Annotated in this window: 27 protein-coding genes, 1 tRNA gene and 1 pseudogene; 14 read left to right on the forward strand and 15 right to left on the reverse strand. The window is 38.1% G+C overall.

Going from position 1 to position 26131, the window contains the following annotated elements:
- Position 1 precedes the first annotated feature (1 nt).
- The 3 genes from pstC to B3297_RS08325 are packed head-to-tail and all read left to right on the forward strand — an operon-like array spanning position 2 to position 2509.
- The gene (gene pstC / locus B3297_RS08315) at positions 2 to 898 is read left to right on the forward strand and encodes a phosphate ABC transporter permease subunit PstC (RefSeq protein WP_070564149.1); all 897 of its coding nucleotides are present in this window, start codon (positions 2 to 4) and stop codon (positions 896 to 898) included.
- On the forward strand, positions 891 to 1742 hold the full coding sequence (locus B3297_RS08320; protein WP_046673380.1) for a PstA family ABC transporter permease: 852 nt from the start codon (positions 891 to 893) through the stop codon (positions 1740 to 1742). Before pstC ends, B3297_RS08320 begins: the two co-directional genes overlap by 8 nt.
- Positions 1700 to 2509 (forward strand): phosphate ABC transporter ATP-binding protein, encoded by an 810-nt coding sequence (locus B3297_RS08325; RefSeq protein ID WP_046673379.1) that lies wholly within the window; start codon positions 1700 to 1702, stop codon positions 2507 to 2509. Before B3297_RS08320 ends, B3297_RS08325 begins: the two co-directional genes overlap by 43 nt.
- Positions 2510 to 2795: 286 nt before the next feature.
- On the opposite strand, the gene bshB1 is transcribed toward B3297_RS08325, so the two are convergent.
- The 3 genes from bshB1 to B3297_RS08340 form a co-directional block, all read right to left on the reverse strand.
- Positions 2796 to 3527 (reverse strand): bacillithiol biosynthesis deacetylase BshB1, encoded by a 732-nt coding sequence (bshB1, locus tag B3297_RS08330; RefSeq protein ID WP_046673378.1) that lies wholly within the window; start codon positions 3525 to 3527, stop codon positions 2796 to 2798.
- Between the two features lie 167 nt (positions 3528 to 3694).
- A complete protein-coding gene (locus tag B3297_RS08335; protein WP_070564142.1) occupies positions 3695 to 4186 on the reverse strand; it encodes a glutathione peroxidase in 492 nt (163 codons plus the stop codon).
- 19 nt (positions 4187 to 4205) lie between these two features.
- Complete coding sequence (locus tag B3297_RS08340; protein ID WP_070564139.1) at positions 4206 to 4838, reverse strand: DUF4294 domain-containing protein; 633 nt, start codon at positions 4836 to 4838, stop codon at positions 4206 to 4208.
- Between the two features lie 151 nt (positions 4839 to 4989).
- Between B3297_RS08340 and B3297_RS08345 the strand changes: the two genes are divergently transcribed.
- The 6 genes from B3297_RS08345 (at position 4990) to B3297_RS08370 (ending at position 12037) form a co-directional block, all read left to right on the forward strand.
- On the forward strand, positions 4990 to 7209 hold the full coding sequence (locus tag B3297_RS08345; RefSeq protein ID WP_070564136.1) for a RelA/SpoT family protein: 2220 nt from the start codon (positions 4990 to 4992) through the stop codon (positions 7207 to 7209).
- Positions 7210 to 7319: 110 nt separating this feature from the next.
- The gene (locus B3297_RS08350) at positions 7320 to 7811 is read left to right on the forward strand and encodes a Fur family transcriptional regulator (RefSeq protein WP_286778773.1); all 492 of its coding nucleotides are present in this window, start codon (positions 7320 to 7322) and stop codon (positions 7809 to 7811) included.
- Positions 7812 to 7938: 127 nt separating this feature from the next.
- Complete coding sequence (locus B3297_RS08355) at positions 7939 to 9216, forward strand: adenylosuccinate synthase (RefSeq protein ID WP_070564133.1); 1278 nt, start codon at positions 7939 to 7941, stop codon at positions 9214 to 9216.
- Positions 9217 to 9219: 3 nt separating this feature from the next.
- Positions 9220 to 10506: an anthranilate synthase component I family protein gene (locus B3297_RS08360; RefSeq protein WP_070564130.1), complete on the forward strand. Its 1287-nt coding sequence runs from the start codon at positions 9220 to 9222 to the stop codon at positions 10504 to 10506.
- A gap of 61 nt (positions 10507 to 10567) precedes the next feature.
- Entirely contained in the window at positions 10568 to 11233 is a 666-nt protein-coding gene (locus tag B3297_RS08365) for a TatD family hydrolase (RefSeq protein WP_070564127.1), read from the forward strand.
- Between the two features lie 78 nt (positions 11234 to 11311).
- Positions 11312 to 12037, forward strand: a complete 726-nt coding sequence (locus B3297_RS08370) for a tRNA threonylcarbamoyladenosine dehydratase (protein ID WP_112374130.1) — start codon at positions 11312 to 11314, stop codon at positions 12035 to 12037.
- 76 nt (positions 12038 to 12113) lie between these two features.
- Here B3297_RS08370 and B3297_RS08375 read toward each other — a convergent pair whose 3' ends face one another.
- Entirely contained in the window at positions 12114 to 12626 is a 513-nt protein-coding gene (locus B3297_RS08375) for a BON domain-containing protein (protein ID WP_159332942.1), read from the reverse strand.
- A gap of 74 nt (positions 12627 to 12700) precedes the next feature.
- Entirely contained in the window at positions 12701 to 13171 is a 471-nt protein-coding gene (locus B3297_RS08380) for a GreA/GreB family elongation factor (protein ID WP_115049569.1), read from the reverse strand.
- Positions 13172 to 13315: 144 nt separating this feature from the next.
- Here B3297_RS08380 and B3297_RS08385 point away from each other — a divergent pair.
- From B3297_RS08385 to B3297_RS08395, 3 genes are all read left to right on the forward strand, one after another.
- A tRNA-Ser gene (locus tag B3297_RS08385) sits at positions 13316 to 13403 on the forward strand.
- Positions 13404 to 13889: 486 nt separating this feature from the next.
- The gene (locus B3297_RS08390; protein WP_070564118.1) at positions 13890 to 14102 is read left to right on the forward strand and encodes a hypothetical protein; all 213 of its coding nucleotides are present in this window, start codon (positions 13890 to 13892) and stop codon (positions 14100 to 14102) included.
- Positions 14103 to 14104: 2 nt separating this feature from the next.
- Positions 14105 to 14650, forward strand: a complete 546-nt coding sequence (locus tag B3297_RS08395) for a hypothetical protein (RefSeq protein WP_115048692.1) — start codon at positions 14105 to 14107, stop codon at positions 14648 to 14650.
- Positions 14651 to 14879: 229 nt separating this feature from the next.
- On the opposite strand, the gene B3297_RS08400 is transcribed toward B3297_RS08395, so the two are convergent.
- Positions 14880 to 15023 (reverse strand): hypothetical protein, encoded by a 144-nt coding sequence (locus B3297_RS08400; protein ID WP_159332943.1) that lies wholly within the window; start codon positions 15021 to 15023, stop codon positions 14880 to 14882.
- 78 nt (positions 15024 to 15101) lie between these two features.
- Here B3297_RS08400 and B3297_RS08405 point away from each other — a divergent pair, with 78 nt between their 5' ends.
- Positions 15102 to 15599 carry a GNAT family N-acetyltransferase gene (locus B3297_RS08405; RefSeq protein ID WP_070564113.1) on the forward strand — a complete coding sequence of 166 codons (498 nt, stop codon included), beginning with the start codon at positions 15102 to 15104 and terminating at the stop codon, positions 15597 to 15599.
- 110 nt (positions 15600 to 15709) lie between these two features.
- Here B3297_RS08405 and B3297_RS08410 read toward each other — a convergent pair whose 3' ends face one another.
- Positions 15710 to 16870 carry a TlpA disulfide reductase family protein gene (locus tag B3297_RS08410; RefSeq protein ID WP_115048694.1) on the reverse strand — a complete coding sequence of 387 codons (1161 nt, stop codon included), beginning with the start codon at positions 16868 to 16870 and terminating at the stop codon, positions 15710 to 15712.
- Between the two features lie 242 nt (positions 16871 to 17112).
- On the opposite strand from B3297_RS08410, the gene B3297_RS08415 reads away from it, so the two are divergent.
- Positions 17113 to 17838, forward strand: coding sequence for a DUF6090 family protein (locus B3297_RS08415; RefSeq protein ID WP_286778774.1), 726 nt, complete (start codon positions 17113 to 17115; stop codon positions 17836 to 17838).
- A gap of 113 nt (positions 17839 to 17951) precedes the next feature.
- Here B3297_RS08415 and B3297_RS08420 read toward each other — a convergent pair whose 3' ends face one another.
- From B3297_RS08420 to B3297_RS08460, 8 genes and pseudogenes are all read right to left on the reverse strand, one after another.
- Complete coding sequence (locus B3297_RS08420) at positions 17952 to 18419, reverse strand: GNAT family N-acetyltransferase (protein WP_070564101.1); 468 nt, start codon at positions 18417 to 18419, stop codon at positions 17952 to 17954.
- Positions 18420 to 18596: 177 nt separating this feature from the next.
- The gene (locus tag B3297_RS08425; protein ID WP_070564098.1) at positions 18597 to 19592 is read right to left on the reverse strand and encodes a hypothetical protein; all 996 of its coding nucleotides are present in this window, start codon (positions 19590 to 19592) and stop codon (positions 18597 to 18599) included.
- A gap of 80 nt (positions 19593 to 19672) precedes the next feature.
- Positions 19673 to 20875 carry a S41 family peptidase gene (locus B3297_RS08430; RefSeq protein ID WP_070564540.1) on the reverse strand — a complete coding sequence of 401 codons (1203 nt, stop codon included), beginning with the start codon at positions 20873 to 20875 and terminating at the stop codon, positions 19673 to 19675.
- A 162-nt stretch (positions 20876 to 21037) separates the two neighbouring features.
- Positions 21038 to 21769 carry a hypothetical protein gene (locus B3297_RS08435; protein ID WP_254667679.1) on the reverse strand — a complete coding sequence of 244 codons (732 nt, stop codon included), beginning with the start codon at positions 21767 to 21769 and terminating at the stop codon, positions 21038 to 21040.
- A gap of 9 nt (positions 21770 to 21778) precedes the next feature.
- Positions 21779 to 22501 (reverse strand): hypothetical protein, encoded by a 723-nt coding sequence (locus tag B3297_RS08440; RefSeq protein ID WP_286778775.1) that lies wholly within the window; start codon positions 22499 to 22501, stop codon positions 21779 to 21781.
- Between the two features lie 398 nt (positions 22502 to 22899).
- Positions 22900 to 24626 (reverse strand): annotated as a pseudogene (locus B3297_RS08445) (amidohydrolase).
- A gap of 112 nt (positions 24627 to 24738) precedes the next feature.
- Complete coding sequence (locus tag B3297_RS08455) at positions 24739 to 25440, reverse strand: HAD family hydrolase (protein WP_115048702.1); 702 nt, start codon at positions 25438 to 25440, stop codon at positions 24739 to 24741.
- Between the two features lie 26 nt (positions 25441 to 25466).
- The gene (locus tag B3297_RS08460; RefSeq protein ID WP_070564092.1) at positions 25467 to 25955 is read right to left on the reverse strand and encodes an NUDIX hydrolase; all 489 of its coding nucleotides are present in this window, start codon (positions 25953 to 25955) and stop codon (positions 25467 to 25469) included.
- Between the last annotated feature and the right edge of the window lie 176 nt (positions 25956 to 26131).

Consider the following 26131-nt stretch of genomic DNA (forward strand, 5'->3'; position numbering starts at 1 on the left):
CATGCTAAATACTCGTCTCGTTAAAGATTCTCTGGTCAAGCGATCCACCTTGCTCCTGCTACTGATTTCACTTTCAGTTGTGGTGATTATTGCGATTGGTTTAACTATAAAATCGATTCCGTTATTTGAATACAGTAATATCTTTCAACTGTTGACCGACAAGGTTTGGTCACCAATGAAAGGATCGTTTGGCTTTTTGCCTTTTATTGCAGGTACGCTTGCTGTTACCTTGATTTCTCTTGTTATTGCGATTCCGCTTTGTATACTGACTGCGGTTTATTTGACTGAATATGCTTCGGATGCCTTAAAAAATATGATGTTTCCGTTGGTCAATATTTTAGCAGCGATACCGCCGGTTCTGTATGGTGTTTGGGGGGTATTGTTTATTGTACCTTTAATTCAGCTGTATATCGCTCCCATCTTTGGGGTTGTTACATCGGGTTATTCAGTGCTTGCCGGTGGAATTGTATTGGCAGTGATGATCTTTCCCATTATGATTTCCATTATGGTGGAGGTGCTGCAAACGATACCTTATGAGCTAAAAGCGGCTTCGCTATCTTTAGGTGCAACAAAATGGGATACCATTAAGCATGTTATTCTGAAGAAGGCTAGACCTGGCATTGTTGCTGCAATTGTTTTGTCAACATCGAGGGCATTTGGTGAAACAATAGCGGTGTTGATGGTCTGTGGCAATGTTGCAAAAGTCCCTACTTCGGTATTTGATGCCGGATACCCAATTCCAGCATTAATAGCCAATAATTTCGGGGAAATGATGTCAATTCCACTTTATGAATCTGCGTTAATGTTCTCTGCGTTGCTGCTGTTTGTGATCATATTTGTTTTTAATTTAATATCTCGTCTTATATTGAGACGACTGGAAGGAGCTCAGCATGGATAATACGAAAAGACGGCTATTGAGTGAAAAGGTAGCCAAAGGTTTCATGCATCTCTCCGGGATAACTGTGACTGCTTCCCTATTTTTTATCGTAGGAACTATCTTATATAAGGGGCTTCCTTATCTCAGTTGGGAGATGGTTAGCCAGTTGCCAAAAGGTGGATTTTATATTGGAAAAGAAGGTGGGATTTTGAACGCAATCTTGGGCTCCCTCTATCTAGCAGGTGTAGCGACAGCCTTGTCCGCAATTATAGGTATTCCGATTTCGTTGTACCTCAACGTTTATTTGGGGGCGAAATCAAAAGTGACACAGCTTGCTAAATTGTTGTTTGATGTCTTGTATGGTGTTCCTTCTATTGTTTATGGGGCGGTTGGTTTTGGTATTATGGTTTATTTAGGTATTCGAGCATCGTTATTGGGGGGAATTATTACAGTGACACTGTTAACCATTCCAATTGTGGTTCGCACGGTTGATGAATTGATAAAAACAATTCCTGACGATTTAAAGAATGTCACTCTTTCCCTTGGGACCACACGCTGGGAATTGGCTAAGGTCATGCTAAGAAGCATCCGATCAGGGCTTCTTACCGCGATTTTGCTGGCTTTTGGGCGTGCTATTGGTGATGTTGCGGGCGTTTTATTGACAACAGGTTTTAGTGACAATCTTCCAAAATATATTGATGAACCAGCGGCAACGTTGCCATTGTCCATTTTTTTTCAGCTAAGTAGTCCTATTCCTGAAGTTCAGGGGCGCGCTTATGCTTCAGCTTTAGTTTTAACAATCATTATTTTAATTATTGTAGTATGCACTCATATCCTTCAATCGAAACAAAAAAATCGTCGATAATAAGTCCTTTGAGCAATCCCCACATTGAAATCAAGGATCTTAATGTCTATATTGACGGCCGACATATACTTAAAAATATTAATCTCGCCCTTCCTAACAATAGTGTAACTTCGATTATTGGTCCTTCAGGTTGCGGAAAGACGACGCTTTTAAAGACACTCAATAGATTAGTAGATGATACCAAGGGGGTTGAAATAACGGGATCTGTACTTGTTAATGGTGAGGATATTTATGGTAGAAATGCTGAAGTAACACATATCCGTAAGAAAATGGGACTTTTATCCCAAAAACCTTATCCTTTACCAATGTCGATCTATGATAATGTGGCTTACGGTCCTCGCATACATGGTACTCGAAGCAAAAAGGAGTTGGACAGAATTGTGGAAACGCAATTGCGAAATGTGGCGTTATGGGACGAAGTCAAGGACCGTCTCGGACATTCGGCTAGCGGATTGTCCATCGGTCAGCAACAAAGGCTTTGTCTTGCAAGAGGTTTGGCTGTAGAACCTGAGATTATACTTGGAGATGAATCGACATCAGCGTTAGATCCGCTTTCAACTGCTAAAATTGAGGAATTACTAATTGAATTGAAGAAAGATTATACCATCGTATTGGTAACGCATATTTTACGACAGGCAAGACGGGTGTCTGACTATATTCTGTTTGTCTATGGTGGAGAAATTCTTGAGTTTGGACCGACGGAACAGGTTTTATTGAATCCGCAGAATGAAATCACAAAACAGTATGTAAAAGGATTTATTTCCTAGAAGCTTAAGAAACATCGACACTGGATTAGGTTTATGAGAAAGCAATAAGGATTGGCTGATAAAAAGAATAAGCCAAAGGCTTAATTTCTACTGCGGGATATCTTCCCTATAATTGTGAAGACGATTGCTTTGTTGGGATAAACATTAGCAAAATAAGCATATGACCGATATTGTTTCCATCAAATCAGTCCGTAACTTCGCTTAAGAAATTATGCGGGAGTATTCAGGGGTAAAATAGGAATACTCCCGCATTTATTTTATCATGGTATCAGATAGACTCTATTTCCTACTTCAGGTGGAATAAATCATCAACGCCAAGTATCTTCTTGGAAGTAAATCCTTCGGCATATTTCGCTTGGATATATCGTCCAAATTCTCGGGCTCTGGCAGCAGTTGATTCCATGAAATCCGGATTGGAAATGTAGGTTTGTGGTTCATCAGGATTTACGTTTTCTCCTGTGTAAAATTGAGTTTTATAGGCTAAAACGGATTTTTCTTTAACATGGTAATAATCTGTTATATCGATAACAACATCTGGTTTTATATAATAATCCTGTACAAATTGCAGTACCAATCGGGGGCGGTGGGCCTCCTGAGGAACATTGTCCTGATCAAAAGTTTCCACTCTTCTCAAGCCAGCAAGAAAGCAAGCTTCACTGACCATCTGCCCCGCTCTTCCATGGTCCGGGTGGCGGTCTGTGATGGCATTTGTAATAATAATTTCGGGTTGATATTTGCGGATAGCTCTTATTACTGCCATTTTCTCTCTTTCGGCATTTTCAAAAAAACCATCTCTTAAGCCCAGGTTCTCTCTAGCGGCCAGTCCTAGGATTTCGGCAGCATCTTTTGCTTCCTGAGCCCTGGTTTCTGCTGTGCCGCGTGTGCCAAGCTCGCCTTGAGTCAAATCAACAATTCCAACCTTTTTTCCTTCAGCAACATATTTTGCCATTACTCCACCTGCGCCTAATTCAGCATCATCAGGATGTACAGCAATGATAAGTAGATCTAATTTTAACATATGATATCTCTCTTTTTATTTGGCTCTTCAATGACAAATCATTCCATTTAATCAACGAACAATTTTACTGAGATGCTATAGACAGCTTCAATATACTATTGTTCCTGAGTCGATATACGATTAGATTGACGTTGTGAAAGCCGCGGCAAAGGTAAGCAGTTTATGGGTTACTCTTGTAAAAGACGCTCGATATTGCGGCAAATTTTACTTGATAATGGCGAAGTAGTCGGATAATAGAAATCAATGACCTCTCCTTTTTTGTTTATCAGGTATTTGTGAAAATTCCAGGAAGGTTTACTGTTAATATGTCCATTCTGATCTTTGCTTGAAAGAAAACTGTATAAGGGTGTTGTGTATTCGCCGATAACATGGCTACGCTTAAAAATAGGGAAACTCACCTGTTGATTGATCCGGCAGAATGTCTCTAGTGTACCACCGGTTAATGGTTCCTGGTTACGAAAATTATTTGCCGGAAATGCCAGGATTTCGAAACCTTGGTCTTTATATCTTTGGTAGAGTTTTTCGAGGGATTTAAATTGTCTGGTAAAGAGGCATTGACTAGCAGTATTGACGATGAGTAAAACTTTACCTTCAAAATCAGCGAGAGATTTTTTTTTACCATTAAACTGAAGTGCGTCAAAGTCGTATACTGTTTTCATCTGGTTTTAGTTTGATTGGTCACATGACAGGTTGGGGTCTCGATTTCTCAAATTCCCTAATGATATTTTCAATGGCAAAGTCTTCTTTTGGGTCATAAGTTGACTTTAGGTTGTGACCGAATATTTTCGCGACTCCCTGATAAAAAAAAGCGGAAATCCCACCCTTCATTTCCTTTACCATTTCATAGCCGGTATGTCCCGTATAACGATCGATCAATTTAATGAGTATTTTGCCTTGGGAAATAGTCATATTTTTGATTTCTCGGTCAAACATCTGTTTTACGTCACTTTCACATTTTTCAACCAATGCTTTATGTTCCTTCTTGTCCGAAGTCAGCGCTAGGTCTCTGTCAAGTTGATCATATCTTTTTTGCGCATAGATTGCATAAGGAAGAACCTTGAGGACATTTCTTCTAAAGCGGAGATATTCTCTTCGTGCTTCTTCACTTGACCAGGTCCTTTTGGCCACAACAGTGACCTGTGGAATCGGAAACCAGGGTAATACCTCTCCGTTTGCCAAGGTTGTTGTCATATAACTGTTTACGGTCTCCTGTGCCCCCTCTCCATACAAAGGAAGAGTGAGTGATTGAGACTGCGCCCATCCGGACAGAGTCGCTGTGAGGAATAGCAAACAAAATAATATTGTCTTCATTTGGGCAATTATATAACGCTTTTTAATTTGTCAATGCTATAATATTTTGGTAGATTTATTACAAAATAGTTAGCTTGAAAATTAGTATTCAAGAATACAATAACTAAATTACACAAATTTACTCAAAAAACATCATTTACCTGCAACGTTTATGAAAGATTATGTGATTGATATTGAAGCAGAAAACAAAGAGATAAGGAAACGTTACCGAGCATTGTTACGCGCCTGTAAACCAACTTTACAACGCGGGGACAAGCAAGAGATCCGCAAGGCATTTGATTTGGCGTTGGATAGTCATAAAGAGATGCGACGTAAATCAGGGGAGCCTTACATCTATCACCCAATTGCTGTTGCCCAAATTGCTGCTGAAGAGATTGGCTTAGGGACGACATCTATTGTATGCGCCTTGCTCCATGATGTAGTTGAAGATACCAATGTTACTCTGGATGAAATTGAAGAAATGTTTGGTAAGAAAGTTCGCCGAATTATCGATGGGCTTACCAAAATTTCAGGAATTTTCGATCCAAACAGCTCTATGCAAGCGGAGAACTTTAGGAAAATGTTGCTCACATTGGCCGACGATGTTCGTGTAATTCTCATTAAATTGGCAGATAGGCTCCACAATATGCGCACCATGGAATTTATGGCCAGGGATAAGCAGCTGAAAATTGCTTCAGAGACAAGCTACCTTTATGCGCCATTGGCACATCGTCTTGGGCTGTATGCGATAAAATCCGAATTGGAAGATCTCTCGATGAAATTTACTGATCCGGATACCTATAAATTTATCGCTAGAAAACTGAATGAGAAAAAAGCTGAGCGTGAAAAATTTATAGGCGATTTTATTGGTCCAATCAAAGAGATATTGGAGGAACAGGGTATTAAGGCGTCCGTATTTGGGCGACCTAAATCAATCCATTCTATTTGGAATAAGATGCGAAAAAAATCGATTCCTTTTGAGGAGGTTTATGATTTGTTTGCTATACGTATTGTAATAGATGCTGTGGATGAGAAAGAAAAGACAGAATGTTGGAAAGTTTATTCTATTGTCACTGATTTGTACCGTCCTAACCCCGACCGTCTTCGGGATTGGATCTCCTCTCCGAAAGGAAATGGTTATGAGTCCTTACACACTACGGTGATGGGGCCTAAAGGGCAATGGGTAGAAGTTCAGATTCGAACCAAACGGATGAATGAAATTGCCGAAAAAGGATTTGCAGCACATTGGAAGTACAAAGAATCAAATTCAGATTCTGGCTTGGATCAATGGATCAAAAAAGTACGTGACGTCTTAAGCAGTCCAGATCAGAATGCGATGGATTTTGTGGATGATTTTAAGATGAATCTCTTCTCCGATGAGATTTTTATATTCACCCCCAAAGGAACACTGATTCAACTCCCCAACAATGCCACTGCTTTAGATTTTGCCTTTGAGATTCACTCTGATATCGGTGCAAGTTGTATTGGCGCCAAAGTAAATCACAAACTTGTTCCTTTAAGCCATATTTTGCAAAATGGGGATCAGGTAGAGATTATTACATCAAGCAAGCAGTCACCTAAAGAGGATTGGTTGAATTTTGTTGTGACTGCGAAAGCCAAATCCAAAATCAGATCTTCTCTAAAAGAAGAAAAGAGAAGAGTAGCGGAAGATGGGAAAGAAATTTTGGAACGTAAGTTGAAATCGCTAAAAGTTACTTACAATACGGATAATATTAACAAAATTGCCAACTTTTTAAAATATCCCAGTTCGCAGGACCTTTTCTATAATGTTGCCAAGGGTATTGTTGATATCAGGCAACTGAGAGAATATGTTGCGCATGAGAAAGCGGTTGAAATTAATGTAAGTTCTTCATCAGGAAATCAATTTAATACCCATATAGGTGGGCTAGTTGAAAAGATAAATAAGAAGGAATTCGACACGATCTTGATCGGTGATGATATGCAGAAGGTTGATTATACTCTAGCACCCTGTTGTAATCCTATTCCTGGTGATGATGTCTTCGGTTTTTTGACAGTTAATGATGGTATAAAAATTCACCGTACGAGCTGTCCAAATGCCTCCAAGCTGATGGCAAATTATGGCTATAGAATTTTAAAAGCACGCTGGGCTTCTACAAAGGATTCTGCATTTTTGACAGGTTTACATATCGTTGGCATAGATGATGTAGGATTAGTAAATAAACTTACAACTGTTATTTCTCAAGAATTTGCTGTTAATATTCGATCCTTATCAATTTCAAGTAACGAAGGTATTTTTGATGGTAATATTATGGTGTATGTAAATGATACTGCTCAGCTTGAAAGTTTGATGAGAAATTTAAAGCAAGTCAGGGGGATAACAGGTGTCAATCGATATGAATCGGAAAATTAGTAGCCAACCATTGGATTGAAAATTACGCTAAGGCGACTACTATTAAGCACTATTTTTAATAGAGGAAATATCAATTTTAATTGGTAAATTTGTACAAGAATATTTTTACTATGAATCAAGCTGAAAATTTTGCAACTGTAAAAAAAATCTTTGAAGCCTACTTAGAAAATAAAAATCTAAGAAAAACACCAGAGCGCTATGCGATTTTGGATGAGATTTATTCACGTACTGATCACTTTGATGTAGAGTCTTTGTATATCCATATGAAGAACAAGAAATATCGTGTCAGTCGTGCTACAGTTTATAATACTCTAGAACTTTTGGTCTCTTGTGACTTGGTTACAAAACACCAGTTTGGAAGGAACATGGCACAATTTGAGAAGTCATATGGGTTCAAACAACACGATCACGTGATCTGTATTGAATGTAATAAGGTTGTTGAATTCTGTGATCCACGTATCAACCAAATTCAGAGTCTCATGGGAGATCTTTTAAAATTTGATATTAAGCACCACTCACTCAATTTGTATGGTGTATGTCAAGACTGTCAACTTAAGAACAAAAAAGAAGAGACCGTCGCTCACGAAGCTATTTCAAATTAATCTTATATTTTCTTAAATATAATAGTACATTTGTTCAGGAATGTTCAGGGGAAAATTCCTGAACATTTTATTTTTAAATAGAGTCTATTTTTATTAATAACATTTTAATTACTATACTTTAAAAGCTATGCAAGTTGATGTGCTTTTGGGCTTACAATGGGGTGACGAGGGTAAAGGTAAAATCGTAGACGTATTTTGTCCAAAATACGATTTAATCGCTCGTTTCCAAGGCGGCCCTAACGCCGGACACACGTTGGAATTCGATAACAAAAAATTCGTACTCAACACAATTCCATCTGGTATCTTCAATGAAGGTACACTAAATCTTATTGGTAATGGTGTCGTTATCGATCCGATTATCTTAAAAAGAGAGTTAGACAACCTGAAGACAGCTGGTTTTGATCCGGTGGGTAAAGGCAATTTAGTTTTAGCGCGAAAAGCACACCTTATTCTGCCTACACACCAATTATTGGATGCTGCCTCAGAATCAAAAATGGGTGCAGGAAAAATTGGATCCACTTTGAAAGGTATCGGTCCAACTTACATGGATAAAACCGGTAGAAATGGTTTACGTGTAGGTGATACGACACTTCCGGATTTTCAAGAGCGTTACCAAAAGTTGAAAGAAAAACACCTAAGCATTCTTTCGCACTATGGTGAGATACCTGATTTCAGTGAAAAAGAGAAGGCATTTTTAGATGCTATCGAATTCATTAAATCTATCCCACATGTGGATTCAGAGCATTTGGTGAATCAATATCTGAAAGAAGGCAAACGTGTGTTGGCTGAGGGTGCGCAAGGTACGCTGTTGGATGTTGATTTTGGTTCTTATCCATTTGTAACTTCATCGAATACCACAACAGCCGGAGCTTGTACAGGCCTAGGTATTGCGCCAAATAAAATCGGCAAGGTATATGGTATCTTTAAAGCTTATGCGACTCGTGTAGGTGGTGGTCCCTTCCCTACTGAACTTCACGATGAAACTGGCGAAAAATTACGTCAATTAGGTCATGAATTTGGAGCAACTACTGGTCGTGCTCGCCGTACAGGTTGGATTGATATTCCTGCCTTGAAATATGCTATTATGCTTAATGGCGTAACAGACTTGATTATGATGAAGGCCGACGTTTTGGATACCTTCGACAAAATCTATGCATGTACACATTATAAATATAATGGTGAAGTGATTGATTATATGCCTTATGAAATCATCACACATCAAGCCGAACCTATCTTGGAAGAAATTGATGGGTGGAAACAAGATTTGACTGGTATAACGTCTGAACAGGAGATACCTGAAGCATTAAAAAATTACATTTCTTATTTAGAGAAAGCTCTTGAAGTACCTATCACAATCCTATCGGTAGGTCCTGATCGTAAACAAACATTAGCTTTATCAAAATAAACTATGCGGATCGAAAGTTTTGATCTTCTCGATTCTAAAGATAAATTTCATCAAAAAGCCCTGCATTGGTCGGGGCAATTTGATGAAATTTCTTTCTTTAATAGTAATGGGATGTCCGATCAATGGGGAAGATATGAGCAAGTTTTGGCTGTCAAGGCATTATTCTCCTTCCGTGCAAATGAAAATGTATTTGATCAGCTCGATACATTTTTGAATTTACATCAATCTCAGTTTATCCCTGGATTTCTATCCTACGACCTCAAGAATGAGATAGAGGAATTACAGACAACGGGAAAGGATCAGCTCGAATTTCCGGAAACTTATTTCTTCGTGCCAGCGATTACGCTCCGATGGACGGCAAATCAAGTGCATATAGAGGCTGAAGATCCAGTTAAAATCTATCAAGCTATTTCCGATACGAAGATTCCTTTAGCAGCTCCAATCGTAGTGCAAGTACAATCGCGTTGGACAAAAAGTGAATACGTTAAAGCATTTGAAGATGTGCAAGCGCATATTCAACGTGGAGACATTTATGAAGTTAACCTTTGTCAGGAATTTTATGCGGAGAACGTCGACATCTCGCCGCTCGAAGTTTATCATCAATTAAATAGCCTATCACCTACCCCATTTAGTTCATTCTTCAGAGTAGGACATCATTTTATCATGTGTGCTTCTCCGGAGCGATTTTTAGCGAAAAGGCAGGGAAAGCTGATTTCTCAACCGATTAAAGGGACAGCTAGAAGAGGAACAAGCCCGGAAGAGGACCGACAGATTATAGCTGATATGTTGAGGTCAAAAAAGGAGATTGCGGAAAATGTGATGATCGTTGATTTGGTGCGTAATGACTTGACACGAAGTGCTCTTCCTGGAACAGTTGAGGCTACTCGCCTTTTTGAGATTCAATCCTTCGAACAAGTGCATCAAATGATTTCTACCATTACCTGCATGCAAGACCCAAAAGTCGCCAATGTGGATGTATTTAGAAATACCTTTCCTGCAGGTTCGATGACAGGTGCTCCTAAAATTGCAGCTATGCAAATTTGCGATCAGCTTGAAGCTCGAAAGAGAGGTATCTATGCAGGGTCTATCGGATACTTTGACACTGTACATGATGAGTTCGATTTTAATGTAGTCATCCGCTCACTGCTGTATAATAAACAAAAACGGTACCTTTCCTTTCATACTGGAGGGGCGGTCACCAATCAGGCAGCTGCAGATCAGGAGTATCAAGAATGCCTTTTGAAAGCTTCAGCCATCCTTGAAGCCCTAGATGCAAAGTTGAAAGAATAAAACTATACTAAATTTGTAGAGAATATTTTTTGCTTCAAGTATTTTTTCGACCTTTGTCCCATTGGTACCACAAGTTCCTTATATCGATCTACATACTCATCGGAATTATCCGATCAAAGAGCGCGCGATTCTCTCGGTGAAGAATATCGCATTGAATCATGCTGAAGAAATCACTGAAACAGATTGCTCCATAGGGTTACATCCATGGTATATAGACGGGAATTCTGAACTTGCTTTAGCCTTAATGAAAGGAGGATTAAAACAGGTTCAAGTTTTGGCGATAGGCGAATGCGGTTTGGATAAAAATATTGCTATTCCCCTCATCCAGCAGCAGCAGGTCTTTGATCGACAGGTTCAACTGGCTCAAGTTTATCGAAAACCGTTGATTATTCATTGTGTTCGAGCTTTTCAGGAGATTGTCAGTTGTTTAAAAAAAGTGAATTTTAACGAAGCTGTTGTTTTCCATGGCTATCGGAAAAATTGGACACTAGCTCGGCAATTAATTGATCAGGGGTACTATCTTTCAATAGGTGGACATTGTTTAAATGGAAGCCAAGACGAGCTTTTGGAAAATATTTCACTCAGTCAATTGTTTCTAGAAACGGATACAGATACGACCGTAGAAATTACTACGCTTTATCAATACGTAGCTCGGATCAGATCGATCGAGTTGGAGGAGCTAAAGCGGGCTTTATACCAGAATTATAAGAAAGTATTTAATAAGTGAGGCCGTCATAGTCTGTTTATTCACGTTGTCGGATAGCTATAAGGTTTCATGAAAATATAAAAAAACAAATTTAGATAGATGAAAGATTTAAGTTGGCTGTCACGTACCGAAGCATTGATAGGTCGATCAGCGGTTGAAAAATTGGCAAATTCACATGTGATGGTTTTGGGATTAGGTGGTGTTGGATCCTTTGCTGCGGAATTTATATGCCGAGCGGGAGTTGGGAAAATGACCATTATCGATGGAGACACAGTGGATCCGTCTAACCGTAATAGACAATTGCCTGCCTTGGCAACTAATCATGGTGAAGCAAAAGCTGAAATTATGCGGGAAAGATTGTTGGCCATTAATCCTGAATTGGATTTAACCGTAATACAAGATTTTATCATTCCAGAAAAGATACCCGCTTTATTAGATTTGGCGCCAGATTATTGTGTGGAAGCCATTGATAGTATTACACCGAAACTATTTTTCATTCGGAGGGCGTTAGAAGCCAATATACCATTTGTAAGTTCAATGGGTGCCGGTGGCAAAGTGGATCCGACAAAAATAAAAATTGCTGATATCGGTAAATCTTATAATTGTAAGTTGGCCCAACATATCCGTAAGAAATTGCGCAAACATGGTATACGTGATGGAGTGAAAGTGGCATTTTCAACCGAACTTCCAAACAAGGATTCATTATTGTATACCGATGGGAGTAATTTTAAAAAGTCCGCTTATGGCACCATGTCCTATCTACCAGCGGCTTTTGGTGGGGCAATAGCTTCTGTTGCTATACGAGATTTAATAGAAAATGCTTAACTTAGGTATTAAATAAACATATGAAGAAATGAAAGAAGCTGCCTGCCAATTGACGGTAGCTTCTTTTTTTCTTAGGCTATCGGCTTGTGACCCCTTTTATATCAATACCTTTGGGCTTGATATGTTCCAATCGTTTCTTGAGTGTATCTATTTTTGATTTTTCAAGATTACCCGTTGCAATTATAATCCCTTCTTTAACCTGTGCTGTAATGGTCGGAAAATCTTCCAGAACAAGGTTAACATCTCGTGTTAAGGTAGAATCTATCGCGCCGCCCAAAATTTCATGATATTTTTCACGGGCATCTTCTGGTTCAGGAAGATTTACGACAATATTGTTGTGAATGGATTTGATATCCTCTCCTCCGGCTAGCTTTGTTTTGTTTTCTATGTCCTGCTTGAGAGAGTCTGAACCTATTTGTCCATTCAAGGTTACATTCCCCTCTTCGACATCGACTCCGATTCCCGCAGTAGTTTCCAACGCTGTCTCGATTTTTGATCTTAGTTTTTCGTCCGACTCGGGCGATCTACAAGAGTGAATAAATAGTGCAGCACCAAGCAAGAAGATTAAAAGTAAACTATTGAATTTCATGTCATTCTTTGTTTCTGTACTAAATAAGAACAGATGCATCGGCATATTGTTTAATTTTTCGGTATTTTCATCACCTAGTAAATTGCAATAACTTTTTGATTAACGTTATTAAAAACAAAACTATCACCTATTTTTTTCCCGATAAGTAGTTGTCCAATTGGAGATGCAGGCGAGATAACGAAGATATTATTGGTCCCTATTTTTACAGCTCCGATACTTGTGGCGATCAAATATAGTCCAACATTGGTTTGAACAAGTGTTCCTAATCTGACGACATCAATTACATCATTTGATAATGATTCTATACTGATCAGTTGCTGCAGATCTTTATTGGCTTCCACGAGTTGTTTCTGGTAGCGATTAATGTCCTGTTGGATCATTTCACGTGACGTCTCATATTTGTCTCCAGCACTACTTTTTGTATCGTCATTACTTGAATCCCGTGCGGTTTCCAAAGCAGATTCTATCATTGTAATACGTTCCCTGGTGCGTTTTAGCGCTATGTCAAGGACCTCCCCTTTTATGTCGAAATAATTATTTGTCATTCCGAAAAATAAGGAATAAGTTTTATTCATTAAAAAATAAAAACAATAGGCTTAGGCTCAATAGAATATAATAAATTGGATGGTAAATAATACGAATAAGGTTGCAATAAATTAAAAAATTACTACATTTGTGCACTGAAACACGGAAAGGTGTCAGAGTGGTCGAATGAGCAGTCCTGGAAAGACTGTATACGGGATGACTGTATCGAGGGTTCGAATCCCTCCCTTTCCGCAAAACAAACCGTTTTTAACACTGTTAAAAACGGTTTTTCTTTTTTGAGTACTAAATCGGCACCAAAAACAGCACTTAGATAAAAGCAAAGAAGTTCATGTTTAATGGGAGTGTCTTCTTCCAAATCCCACGTATAATAAGAGCCAAATCCGGTGACTGGAGAGTCGTTATGAATACGAGATTCTGAGCTAGATTAATGAGTTCGAAAGTTTTACATTATTGCTCTACATTTTGTTAGTTGTCTAAATTTTACCTTAAACTATTCAAATAGGTACATAGCTTTACCTATGAACTGTATAATTCTTTGTAGGCTTTCTTGCTAAAGAGAATAAACAACTCCAGTCAATTTTTATTAATGGATCTTGTTGCCAATCAAAAGTCAATTCATCAAATTATTGGCGTTTTTTATATTAATATTTTTTTATAATATATTAATATATGTTTATATTTAATTAATCGTACAAGCTAATGTTAATTAAGTTTTAAATGAAAAGGACAATTCAAGAAGAAGAACTTGTCAAAACTGGAAAGATGAAAAAAGATCCGCTCACTATGTCTGCGGATGAAAAGATACAATGGAGGCAAGAATTGCAAAAGAGCATTCGTTCCTATTTATTTTCTCGCGAACAGCCATTGGTTTATAACAAGGATGGGCAAATGGTTGAAGAGCATCGCGATGGCACGATTCAAAGTATTTGATCATGGCGACAATATATGTGATAACCGGTCCCCCTTACATTGGGAAAAGTACTTGTGGTCAGTATTTCATCCCAGAAGGGATTAAGATACTTGACCCAAATCTCTTTGTTCAAAGCTATGCTGAACTAGGTTTAAAAGATGGATATCGGAGATTTGAGGAACAGCTGTTGGGGCTGCTAAGTCATGACGAAGATTTTGCTGTTGAGGTCAATATCGTTAATAAGGTGCATCTTCAAATGCTACAAGACATTAAAGCCTTGTATCCTGAAAATAAGATTGAAATGATCTTTTTTTACACCGATAATATGTACATATGCCAAGCGAGGTCTAAGGCTAAGAAAAATAGTAGTTGCGACTCCGACCCTGACAAAATAACCCGTTCATATATTCATACCATGCCGCTTGTGAAAAGACATCTAAATCTCTTTTCCTCTGTTAAGGGGGTGGATATAAGCGAAAACCACATAGTACCTGAAACTGTGTTTAAATACCAAGATAATGCTTTAGGAATCGAGGTATCTACATCTCTCCCCGTATGGGCTCAGTGAAGGAACATCATACCCACTTAAATTTCGATAAAAGGAGAAGTCTAAATTTAAAGGCTCTTGACCTGACCAACTTCTACCTTTGTTCGGCTTTTCCTCAGCTGGACTTTAAGTTGGCTTTGATGAAAACTTTCATATTCATACTTACTGCAGTTCTAAATGGTTGATCTTTTTAAGCGATAGATATTATTACTACCACAACGATTATAATAACTTTGGCCTATTGTAATCATTATTTTAGTACAATATCTTTTATGCGGGCAAGACCCTCGGATGAATCTCTAAAGATGATCTTGCCATCTCGGTCAATGACAATATAGGTTGGAAAGATATAAACGCCCAATTCGAAGACGATAGAATTTGTTTTTTGCTTCATATCCACATATACCTGAGGCGAGTTTAAACAATAGTGTATTTATTACTATATTTGGGAATAAACCGAACATAAAAAAGCATGGATGCCCTCAACTTTCAACTTACACTTAGACCGACAGTATACACGGATTTAGAAACACATTATCAGTTTCAGCTTGATGAAGAAGCAAATTATCTCGCCGCATTTACCTCAAGTACTTCTTCAGACAAAGAAGCTTACCTTGAGAAATATGCTAAATTTCTCAATGAGCCAAGTATAAACAATCAAACGATTCTGGTTGATGGGACAATTGTAGGAAGTATTGCGAAGTTTGTTATTGATGGTGATGCTGAGATCACTTATTGGATTGACCGGAAATTCTGGGGACGTGGAATTGCAACAAAGGCGCTTAAAGAACTTCTTTCATTTGAAACAAGCCGTCCGATTTATGGGCGTGTCGCTTTCGATAATATCGGTTCTCAAAAAGTACTGGAAAATTGTGGTTTTGTTAAGGTTGGTACAGACCGAGGTTTTGCTAATGCACGCCAAATCGAAATCGAGGAATTTATTTATAGATTAGATGAATCAGTGATTTGATCAGCCTATTTATTACCAGCTTTCTTCTTATTACATTTTGCATTTACGTTCCGGGCCTAACAAGAATACTCCAGTCTTAATACGGCTTATCGGACACACTACTAAACGCACTATTTATGATCGTCTTTATCTGAAAAGATCGCCTTTAACTTTTCTTCTAAATCTTTTCCCCTGAGGTCGCGGTATATAATTTTTCCTGTGGGATCCAATAAGAAGCTTGCTGGTATGGAATTTATGCCATAACGTTTTGCTGCTTGGCTATCCCAACCTTTTAAATCAGATACTTGTGGCCAACTGAGCTTATCATCTGCAATTGCTTTCATCCATTGTTCGCGTTGAGCCGCCTTGTCCAGGGATACTCCTAAGATCTCGAATCCCGAATCTTTGTATTTATTGTAAAGCGCTACAAGATTTGGATTTTCCTCACGGCATGGTCCACACCAACTAGCCCAAAAGTCTACTAATAGATACTTTCCTCGGAATTCAGTTAGTTTTAGACTCGTACCCATTTGCGTTTGTAGTTCAAGATCGGGGGCAATCTGTCCAACTTTCGTCCTGATCGACGATTCTAATTGCATGGGTATCTCTTTGGCCAAAGGGTAGCTTCTGAGCTCCTCCGCTAAACCGCTGTATATCCCTTTAACCTCTTCTATAAATTTCTCCTGTCCAGCAACAAAGGATAAACTGATTAAACTAAGGTAAGACGATGGATGCTGGCGAGCAAATGCTAAATGAACGCTATACAGGTCATCCATTAATCCCTTTTCCCGATCAATAAAAGCTTCCCGTACTTTAGGATCGCTCTGTTGATTAGCTGAAAGTGCATAAAACTCTTTATTAAGTGCTGTAAATTTATCATCTACAACGCTTCGCATTTTTTTTAAAGCATCTTGGTCGAGATTAATTTGAGACCCGCTAATTACAATGTTCTTCAAGGAGTCGCTTGCTCGCATTTCCATAGTCACAGGCTCAAGGTAAAAACGAAAAAAATCCATTTGCTCGTTGCGAGCTGGTCTATTTACATATGGATTTTTATTGAGATATAACGATGATGAAACAGGATAGTCTACGGTTCCCGAAAATGAAAAATTTCCTCCTCTGGAAAAAGTGGAATCCACGACAGACTTACCTTCTATTTCGTAGATCAAAAATACTTTAGCACCATCCTGCAATGGGGGTATTGTGCCATTAATTTGATAGCGATTTTGCCCACAAACGAGGAAAGGAAGCGTAAGAGCCACTACTACTAGCAGTCCTGCCCGAATTCTCATAATATAAAGTCTATTTTCAGTTAATTTACGGACCTAAATATACGGAATTTTTCTGTTCTAAACCAGTCACTATTTAGTGTAATCCATGGTATATACCCGATAAAACAATTTGATAGGTGTTTTCTGCCATAAAAGAGGTAATAGATAAGTTATTAATTTGTGTGTTTTACCAAACTTTTGCATCTTTGCGTATTAGCACCAATATTTAACAAATCACCTTTATATTAACTTAAAGCTGTAAAATGCAAGACGAGATCATTAAGCACACGAAGAAAATTTATAAAACCGCAAAGGAGCCAAAGCATAGTCTCACCGAAAAATTGAAAGAAATATCCATTGAGATCTTCATTATCGTTTTTGCAGTATCACTTTCGATATGGCTTCACGGTTGGAGTGAGCATAGGCATGAACAACAAGAAGTAAAAGAATTTTTGGAGGACCTAAAAGTCGATCTCGAAAAAGATGTCCACGACTTAGAAAAGCAAAATTCCTACCTAACGAACACAGCGGAAGGATGTAAATTTTACGGGGAATTAAACCAACAAAAAATTGATAGCTTGGTGAAAGTCAGCCCAAATGACCGTATTAAGATGAACCTTAATCCGATCTTTAAGATCAGAAATACTGGAAATTATGAAGGATTTCGATCTAGTGGAAAAATCGGTCTCATTAAGGATCGAAAATTAAAAACAGGAATTTTGGAATATTATCAAACCGTAGTACCATCAAAAGACGATTGGCAAACCTACTATAACTCATTGGTTTTTAATCTCGCAGATGAGCTGGTATCCGTTCCCAATGCAAATATCAATCCTGATTTAATGTACAAAGCAATTAACGCATCGCCAAAAGTAAAAGGGATTCTTATCAATGCAGCATCTCAAGCAAATATGATTATTCAGCTGAATGATCAGGTGATTAAATCTGCCAAAGAAATCATTGCCGAAATTGAGCATAACAACGAATAAATCGGTTTAAAATGAGTGTGTAATGCCTTACCAATAAAAAAAAGACTTCTTTTAAAGTTTTAAAAGAAGTCTTTTTTACTTGTTATAGATATTATCTCATTGGATTTTCACTATTATCTGTCATCGATTTCCATACGCATTTCCAGAAGATTTGGTTTAAATCCTGCCTTTGCATAGGCTTTTATTGCACTGGTATTTTCTTCATAAACCTGAAGTCTTACTTCCGAGATATTTCTTTCTTTTGCCCAATCGATCAATCGGTGTAAAATCATCTTGTTGATACCCTGACCTCGATATTCTGGCCTAACGTACATAAAACCAAGATAAGCATACTTTTCATACTTTTGATAAGGTTTTGCATCCAATAATTTCGCATATCCTGATCCGACAAGTTGATCGTCAACAACTGCGACAAGGACTTCAGCCTCCCTAGACTTGATCAATTCGAGGAGATCAAAATAATGAATTTCGCCTGGCTTTAATGTGTTATCAAAAGGTCGTTCCGCTTCAACGATCCCTTGTTCAAACTCAATTAACACATTGATTTCGCTTTCTTTTGCTTGTCTGATGATTATTTCCATAATTAATATTCTGCGTCTATTATTCCGCCTTTTTCGGGCTATATCCACTGCTGGCAAACTACAAATCGCATAGCAACTGTAGTATTATTTTCATATTTTAAGTTCTAATTAGAAGGAACTTCGGAGCCTTTTTCACCTTTTCTACAAGTTACATATTTATCACTTATAACGGAGGGGCTACTTATCAAGAATATGGAACTCTCGTTTTTCCAATAATCCATTTTTGTATAGTTCAGTATAAATCAACGGTCCTCTTTTTCTTGTGTTGATTATTGGTTCCCCCGTTTCTTCATTATATTCCTGCAATAATTTATAACATTTCCATTCGCCATCAGGAAGACCTCCTTTATACTTTGCTTCCAAGTACGTATACGAATCTGTAAATGATGGATATTCTTGTAAGTCCACAAACCGATTTGTTTTAAATTCGATCCATTTTCCTTCTTTATGGTGATTTTTAATTGAGCCCTGTTCTTCATCTGTTTTATATAATCCATTCTGATCATAGTATCTGACAAATGTTCCGTTGCTTAAGAGCTGAAATTGACAAACAGGTTTTTGCCTAAAGGGATTCTCATTAAATTCATAATCCCGCAATGAGATTATAAAATTTTTATCGATATAGAATAGTGTATAGTCTGTGAATCCCATTTCTCCCTCATGATGAAGATAAATTCTTCTTATATCAACCGGCTTCCCATTCTTTACTGAAATTAAATATATTTTTTTTATGAATGGTTCACTATAGCGGACAGCGTTATAAATGGCCAGAAAATGAAGCGAATAATCCCCATAACGGAGGAAATTGGAGGCAAGTTTAATCTGATTATATTCTTTGCCGATATCTTGCTCAAATGGAAAAGAAACATCATATGCTTCGGGTATCGTTACGAGATTGTTTTTGATTGATTGATCAAATTTTAATGCATAGCGATTTCCTAAACCACGGTGATCTTGCATAGCCGACATTACGGAATCGACAGGTAGTTGTTTTGAAATATTTGAATACCCAAATGGAAGCGTTATACAATTCCTTTTATCCGTATTAAAAAAGTTAGATCCTTCAACTGATGCAGGTATATTTAAATTCTTATATCCGGTTTGTGCTTTGCTGTAGTTGGAAACAAGTACAAGCACAAGAAGGATAAAGGTTTTATTAATTTTACTAAACATATACTCTTTAGTTGTTCACATTGATCCTAACATTGCTCCATGAGTTTTCAGGCAAACTGAGCCATCATCTCCTATCTAACCTACCAAGCTATCTCCTTCGCTTTTTTTAATGTTTCTTCGATATTTTCACACAAAATCTTGGGAATAAAATCCTCTCTTGGCATTCCGTTGATATGATACAATCTTTCCGTTGGGAATTGGAATCCAATTTTTGTTTCTGTGAGACGGAAGTTTGAAATTGCGCCTAATAGCCCGGCCATAGGTGTGCCAATAACTGTCGCTCTATCAAGCGCGTCAAAACCTATAGCTATTCCTTCGCCCATACTTCCTGTCCAGTGCCCCACGAGAACATACACATTACCCTTGAAGATTTCCTTACGTGGGCTTACATACTCTACCCAATGTCGTTTTGTGTCATAATCCTTCTCATCAAATTCGTGAATTTGATAAGGTAGAACTTTATTGACAAACCGCCCCATAATGGCCCTCGCAACCGTTGAATTTCCACCGCTAGGGGTTTCAGTTAAATCCAAAATAAGGTTTTTATTAGAAATCAAACTGTCAAGCGCCGTATCAAATTCAGCGATCAAGTTGTTATTTCCCAGTGAATTATTGATTTTGATATAGGCTGTGTTTCCATTTATAATTTTATAATACAACAATTCATTCCGATTGCCATAGCTTACCGGTTCAAATGTTTTACGTTCGCCGTTTTCAACGACAGTAATCACGCGTTTCTTATCATGAGTTCCCGCAAAAAGCATATCTAAAGCATACTGATACATCTTTGGACTGTAATGATCTGTAAATCGAGGTAAGAAACTTTTTAACTGTTCATCGATTGCTTTTCCGTTGAAAAGAGTTACTTGCATACCAATTTTTAACCCAGCTAAATCTGCACCAAAACCTTTTCTTAAGTCTTTTATTAAATATTTGTTTCCATTTTTTTCGACACGTAGGTCGGACCATGATGGAATTATCCTGTTTGATGTATTAAGATTTGTGCTTAACGACGAATGTCCATTGTACAGCTCATTCAACGTATTTTCAAGCAACTGAATAAACTCGTTGTCATTTGTAACTTTTTCTACTTGTGAAGAATAAATTTCTTTGACTTTATTCCAGTCGATATTTTGCCTTTCTAAATAAGCATAATGTTTATTGATATCAGACCAAAACTCATAAAAATCCTTTTGGTATTTGGTTTGGGCGAAAATATTATTCTTTGTTAAAAATAAGAATACTATAGTAAAAATTGCTTTAGTCAATAGGCTTAATTTCATTGTTGTGTTCTTGAAGTGGTATTTCATTGGTCCAACCATAGCAAAAATAATAAAACCGGTGTTAAAATACTGAATCTTTTGAAAGCATTACTTTTTTCGTAATCTCTTTGTATAGATTTATAACTTGGAAAATCCTGGTGTTGTGATTCAGCAATTAAGCTGTTAACATCCCATTGGAGTTTTGATAATGATTAATTTGGTAACTTTTTTACCGTTATCTTTAAGACGACATGCGATCCGTAAGAAATAACGGCTTATACCGACTGCTGATGGATATTCAGATAGCGATTTTACTTTAGTCAAAAGTTTAAACCATTCTTCACCACACTGCTCTTTTACTTTTTGTTTCAATTCGTCCATAGATACGCTGGGAAAGGTCCGATGATCCTGATCAGTATATTCTTCACTTAGAAAAAGGCCATTCCCATTTTGTTTTAAAGGCTTCCAGTCTGAGTTAAAATGTTTCCATTCGGTAAGATCACAATGGGGACCTTCATTCATAATAGTTACGCTGGTTTCATAGCGTTGTTCCACCTTCAAGTCACGGACCTGATCACTTAAAATAGAAATATAAGTTCCCTCGATGCTTTCCCCGACTTCTGCTTCGATTTCTACGGTATCACGTTGTAGTCGATCCATCCTTTCTGGATCAAAAATGGCCATACCTTGAATCGAAACGACAAATTCATTGAACTTTATGGATGTTGTTGTCTTAACCTCATTCGTGGTATGCGAGGCGGGGACCGTATCTATCTGCTGCCTGGATATCACTACTTCTCCGTCAATAGGATGTTCTGATTGCTTAACATCCCGTTTTTGTAGGGGTACGCTAGGATTGTTACAAGAGCAAATTGCAGCAACAGTTAGCATGATGATATTTTGTTGTATGTTCATCTCTATACCTTAGTTTGTATTTTCTTTGCTTAACCGGGCAGTGTAGTACGCAAACTGCTTAATATTTTCATTGGCAACTTTTTTAAGCGTATATGCTTTTATGATAATCGTCATGCTATCGATCCATCTGATGTTTTCCACCGCCCAATTGTCCGTTTCAAAACTGTTGTATTCGGAAAGTTTGATCCGGAAAGGAGCCTTTTCTTTGCGGACAGCAAGTACCCCTATAAAGCAACTATTCGCAGCATAGACCTCATTATAATAATAAGCAAGAAAATCTCCGTTTGGAGATGGAATTGGTATTTCAACTGCACCGTCGCCGACTGAAGCAATTGTATGTTGACTACCGTTGATGCTATCGAGTAAAACTAAATCGCTAAAACCTAATGATTCAACAACATGATTGCTTACGAGAATATGCATTTTCAGTTTGGGAAGATAGCCTTTATACGCCCAACCCTTAAATCCATCACCATAACCGGCTGAAAAACTATATTTCCTGAACTTTAGCTTGCCTTTGCCTGTAGGAATCACAAAGCTTTTCCGTTCAACAGCAGGAGTTTTATTGATAATGTTGGAGCTAAATGCTTTATGATAGTCTTCTGGTGTAGCTGCTTTGATTACTAATTTGGGAAGGCTATCATAGCGATCTCCATAACCTACTGTCAAATTTGGTGTAGATTGACCGTAAACAAGGTTTATCGAAAAAAGAAATATCAATAGCGATTTCATAATTATTTCTGGATTTTAGTAAAAACAGGATTCCATCTAAGATAACCCTCCCTGCGTTGCATGATGAAATAGATCTATTGTTTGTTCAAAAGTGACATCATGAATCGATCATCGTGTAAAAATAGGCCACAAGCCGCAAAAGTTTAAGACCATTTAATATTTGCATGTGGCGATTTATTATTCGCTATTTCTTTAAAGGATGAAGACTTGACGCTGTTGTATTACTATACAACTCTCCTGTTTTATCCCAACATTTGATCCTCTTGAAAACGATGACTTCGACTCATCGTCACTAGTCCAGCAGAGTGGCAACTAACAGTACAATAGTGGGTTTTTCCAAACAATCGCGAATCAAAATGAGTTTACAATGCTGTTTTATTATGGGATTGACAGATTGATCAATTTCGCTTAAAGACGGTATTCCCTTCTTTGATTGTTTCAATTACTTTGATGTCCCGTAATTTTTGGGGATTAATTGTTAATGGATTTTGATCCAAAATAACCAAATCAGCTAGTTTTCCTTTTTTAAGAGACCCTTTATCTTTTTCTTCCTGATACTGATAGGCAGCGTTGATGGTAATTGCTTTGAGCGCGTCCCTGACATCAATACGTTCATCTGGCCCCAACAACATTCCCGAACGTGTCGTCCGATTGACTGCAGCATACACCCCGGTCAATAGATCTGGAGGTGTTACTGGGCTATCATGATGGATGGTAAACAGTATTCCCGCTTTTTTTGCCGACTGAGCTGGACTAATAAACGCCGCACGTTTGGGACCAAAAACACTTTGATAGTGCCAATCTCCCCATAAGTAAACATGGGATGAAAAATAGGAAGGAATAACACCGATATCTTTTATCTTGGCGATATGATCGGGGCGGCTGTTCTGCACATGTATCAAGGTTGCCCTAAGCTCAGGCTTATAAATTCCTTCGGCTTTCAATCTGCCGATCACACGAAGTACCTGATCAATAGCCGCATCGCCATTAACATGTAGTTGTGCCGTAATATGATTTGAAAACACTGTTTTTAAATCATTGTAGAGGGTCTGGTCCGAAAAGATTGGAAAGCCTTTGTAATCTGCCGGTTGACCTTCTGGTGGAACCAGGTATGGTTCTGTCAACCAAGCTGTCTTCCCCTGAGGCGAACCATCATCCGAAAATTTAAATCCACCAAATTTCAAACGCTTTTCGTATTTCATGTAATTGGGTTTAAAGGATTTCCATTCGGCTTTGTTTGCTTCAAAATCCGGAAAATAAACCACATCTGCCTTTAGAAGATTTTTCGAAGCTGCTTCCTTCAACAGGCCAACCCCCACTCCCATCGAACGTCCGTCACAGATTGTTGTCTGCCCATAACTAAGCCATTCGTCTTGCGCTTTGACAAAATCTTTTAGGGATTGAGATAGCTCATTTTTGGCCTGTTGAGGCTTGGGAATCATATTCGTCAACTTCACCAGTGCGGCAAAAGAGGCATTTTCTTCTAGTTTGCCGTTTAGTCGATTATCGGGGCTTCGGCCGTAATGTCCCCCTCCGGGTCTTTTACATTTTCGGCAATACCTAATAACTTCAACATCGCACTATTGGCAACACTTGCATGACCAGAAGCATGAATGACAATAATAGGATTTGTCGTACTGATCGCATCCAATTCCTGACGAGTCGGATGGCGATGCTCACGCATGATAGCATCATCGTAACCATTTCCTAATACAGGAACAGACGCGCCTAATTTTGTTCGCTTAATAACTGATAATATAGTCTTTTGAAGATCTGGTATTGAATTAACGGTACCATATGGACTGGGCGATAAATCTATTGCCTGTTCCATTCCTGCTCTTGAAGTGATATGGCCATGGGCATCAATAAAGCCAGGCAGTAAAGTTTTTCCCTTTAAATCGATCTGTTTCGTGTTTTCCCCTACATAGGGGGCCGCTTCTTTCCGGCTACCGACGAAAAGAATTTTCCCGCCTTTTACTACTAACGCATCTACCTGGGGAAAATCATCTTCCATCGTAATAATATTTCCACCAAAATAGAACGTATCCCCTTTTTGCTGACTGCTCTTACAGCTTAAAATAAAAAAGGGTAAAAGGAAAAATAGATATTTTGTAATAATTGCCATGTGAGAGGTTAACTGTACTGATGAATAACAACAGAAAACAGTTAATTGTTTCGCAGCTCTTTGCTGGGTAACAGCCGGTAGAAGAAATGCGCATCTAGATGCGCATTTTCGATTAAAGCAGAATCGGTAACAGTTGATCTAGACTTTCTACCTGCAGGAAATTGCTTGGTTTAACGTCATCACAAGCTTGCTCATGTGTCCAAGTCACATGGTAAGGGACATGTATTGCCTGTCCCCCCAATGCCAAAACAGGCAGAACATCGGAGTTGATTGAATTTCCGATCATGATAAAATTTTCAGCGGGGCATTCAATTTTTCTTAATAATTTTGAGTAATCGTCATTTTTCTTGTTACTCATAATTTCCACATGATGGAAGTACTTTTGGAGACCCGAATTTTTCAGCTTTCTTTCCTGATCCAAAAGGTCGCCTTTTGTGGCTACGATTAGCTTATAATGTGCACTCAGCCTTACCAACGTATCTTCAACACCTTCCAATAATTCAATCGGCATCTTTAATAAATCTTGTCCAATCGCTATGATTTTGTTTATTGTCTTCAGCGATAACTGTCCTGCCGAAATACGGCTGGCAGTCTCTATCATACAAAGAATAAAGCCTTTCACACCATACCCATAGAGGGACAGGTTATTCATTTCTGTTTCAAATAATTCTTTTGATACTGCATGCTGTGGAAGATAATTTTCTAACAGCGCACAAAAATCATGTTCTGCTTTTTGAAAATATGGTTCGTTTACCCATAATGTATCATCTGCATCGAATGCGATGACTTTAATGGCAGTTTTATTGATAATCATTCTAATTTTAATTCAATTTAAGTAGTTTACTTGATCTTGATGCCATTATATTGTTCCCATAACCCGGTCAAGTTTAGGTCTGAATCATATACGGCATTAAAAGCAAACAGTTTTCCCTTAGCCACATAATCATAAATATAAAGATCGGTTAAAGGGGTCGGAATAGATTCCAGTTCGTCTGCAGCGATCCATTCGAGGTCACCCTCATTACAATAGGGGGCCTCTACATATTCGATATCGGATACATATACATAGCTGATCCAATTGTAATTGATCGGTGATGTTTCGGTTAACATGCCACAAAATTGTTTTGACGTGATATGGATCCCTGTTTCTTCCATGACTTCACGAACTACCTCATCATCCGGGTTTTCAAATGGGTCTAATTTCCCACCAACGGGAACATACATATCTTTATTGGGTTCTTTAAGGCGCTTTAACAATAGAAACTTATCTTTATTTCTTAATATACATAGTGTGGCTACACGCTTCAAACCTGTCACTTCAGTGCTCATTTCTTTTCTGTTTGTAACAAAAATAGAAAATGTTGCGAGAGTCTTCAAGTATTTTAGCGAATTCATTCAGTCTATCTCTCCTCAGTAAGGACTTGCATATCTATTGCATCGGCATAAGTCACCTTGGCGATCACTTTTCCATGAAGCGGACCCCATAATCTTTACGCACTCACTCT

The organism is Sphingobacterium sp. UBA3519, assembly GCF_002377215.1.
Lineage (GTDB): Bacteria > Bacteroidota > Bacteroidia > Sphingobacteriales > Sphingobacteriaceae > Sphingobacterium > Sphingobacterium multivorum.

Coding starts and splice junctions, on each gene's coding strand:
- pstC (WP_070564149.1), top strand. CDS start 2: ATGCTAAATACTCGTCTCGTTAAAGATTCTCTGGTCAAGCGATCCACC.
- B3297_RS08320 (WP_046673380.1), top strand. CDS start 891: ATGGATAATACGAAAAGACGGCTATTGAGTGAAAAGGTAGCCAAAGGT.
- B3297_RS08325 (WP_046673379.1), top strand. CDS start 1,700: ATGCACTCATATCCTTCAATCGAAACAAAAAAATCGTCGATAATAAGT.
- bshB1 (WP_046673378.1), bottom strand. CDS start 3,527: ATGTTAAAATTAGATCTACTTATCATTGCTGTACATCCTGATGATGCT.
- B3297_RS08335 (WP_070564142.1), bottom strand. CDS start 4,186: ATGAAAACAGTATACGACTTTGACGCACTTCAGTTTAATGGTAAAAAA.
- B3297_RS08340 (WP_070564139.1), bottom strand. CDS start 4,838: ATGAAGACAATATTATTTTGTTTGCTATTCCTCACAGCGACTCTGTCC.
- B3297_RS08345 (WP_070564136.1), top strand. CDS start 4,990: ATGAAAGATTATGTGATTGATATTGAAGCAGAAAACAAAGAGATAAGG.
- B3297_RS08350 (WP_286778773.1), top strand. CDS start 7,320: ATGAATCAAGCTGAAAATTTTGCAACTGTAAAAAAAATCTTTGAAGCC.
- B3297_RS08355 (WP_070564133.1), top strand. CDS start 7,939: ATGCAAGTTGATGTGCTTTTGGGCTTACAATGGGGTGACGAGGGTAAA.
- B3297_RS08360 (WP_070564130.1), top strand. CDS start 9,220: ATGCGGATCGAAAGTTTTGATCTTCTCGATTCTAAAGATAAATTTCAT.
- B3297_RS08370 (WP_112374130.1), top strand. CDS start 11,312: ATGAAAGATTTAAGTTGGCTGTCACGTACCGAAGCATTGATAGGTCGA.
- B3297_RS08375 (WP_159332942.1), bottom strand. CDS start 12,626: ATGAAATTCAATAGTTTACTTTTAATCTTCTTGCTTGGTGCTGCACTA.
- B3297_RS08380 (WP_115049569.1), bottom strand. CDS start 13,171: ATGACAAATAATTATTTCGACATAAAAGGGGAGGTCCTTGACATAGCG.
- B3297_RS08390 (WP_070564118.1), top strand. CDS start 13,890: ATGAAAAGGACAATTCAAGAAGAAGAACTTGTCAAAACTGGAAAGATG.
- B3297_RS08395 (WP_115048692.1), top strand. CDS start 14,105: ATGGCGACAATATATGTGATAACCGGTCCCCCTTACATTGGGAAAAGT.
- B3297_RS08400 (WP_159332943.1), bottom strand. CDS start 15,023: ATGAAGCAAAAAACAAATTCTATCGTCTTCGAATTGGGCGTTTATATC.
- B3297_RS08405 (WP_070564113.1), top strand. CDS start 15,102: ATGGATGCCCTCAACTTTCAACTTACACTTAGACCGACAGTATACACG.
- B3297_RS08410 (WP_115048694.1), bottom strand. CDS start 16,870: ATGAGAATTCGGGCAGGACTGCTAGTAGTAGTGGCTCTTACGCTTCCT.
- B3297_RS08415 (WP_286778774.1), top strand. CDS start 17,113: ATGCAAGACGAGATCATTAAGCACACGAAGAAAATTTATAAAACCGCA.
- B3297_RS08420 (WP_070564101.1), bottom strand. CDS start 18,419: ATGGAAATAATCATCAGACAAGCAAAAGAAAGCGAAATCAATGTGTTA.
- B3297_RS08425 (WP_070564098.1), bottom strand. CDS start 19,592: ATGTTTAGTAAAATTAATAAAACCTTTATCCTTCTTGTGCTTGTACTT.
- B3297_RS08430 (WP_070564540.1), bottom strand. CDS start 20,875: ATGAAATTAAGCCTATTGACTAAAGCAATTTTTACTATAGTATTCTTA.
- B3297_RS08435 (WP_254667679.1), bottom strand. CDS start 21,769: ATGAACATACAACAAAATATCATCATGCTAACTGTTGCTGCAATTTGC.
- B3297_RS08440 (WP_286778775.1), bottom strand. CDS start 22,501: ATGAAATCGCTATTGATATTTCTTTTTTCGATAAACCTTGTTTACGGT.
- B3297_RS08455 (WP_115048702.1), bottom strand. CDS start 25,440: ATGATTATCAATAAAACTGCCATTAAAGTCATCGCATTCGATGCAGAT.
- B3297_RS08460 (WP_070564092.1), bottom strand. CDS start 25,955: ATGAGCACTGAAGTGACAGGTTTGAAGCGTGTAGCCACACTATGTATA.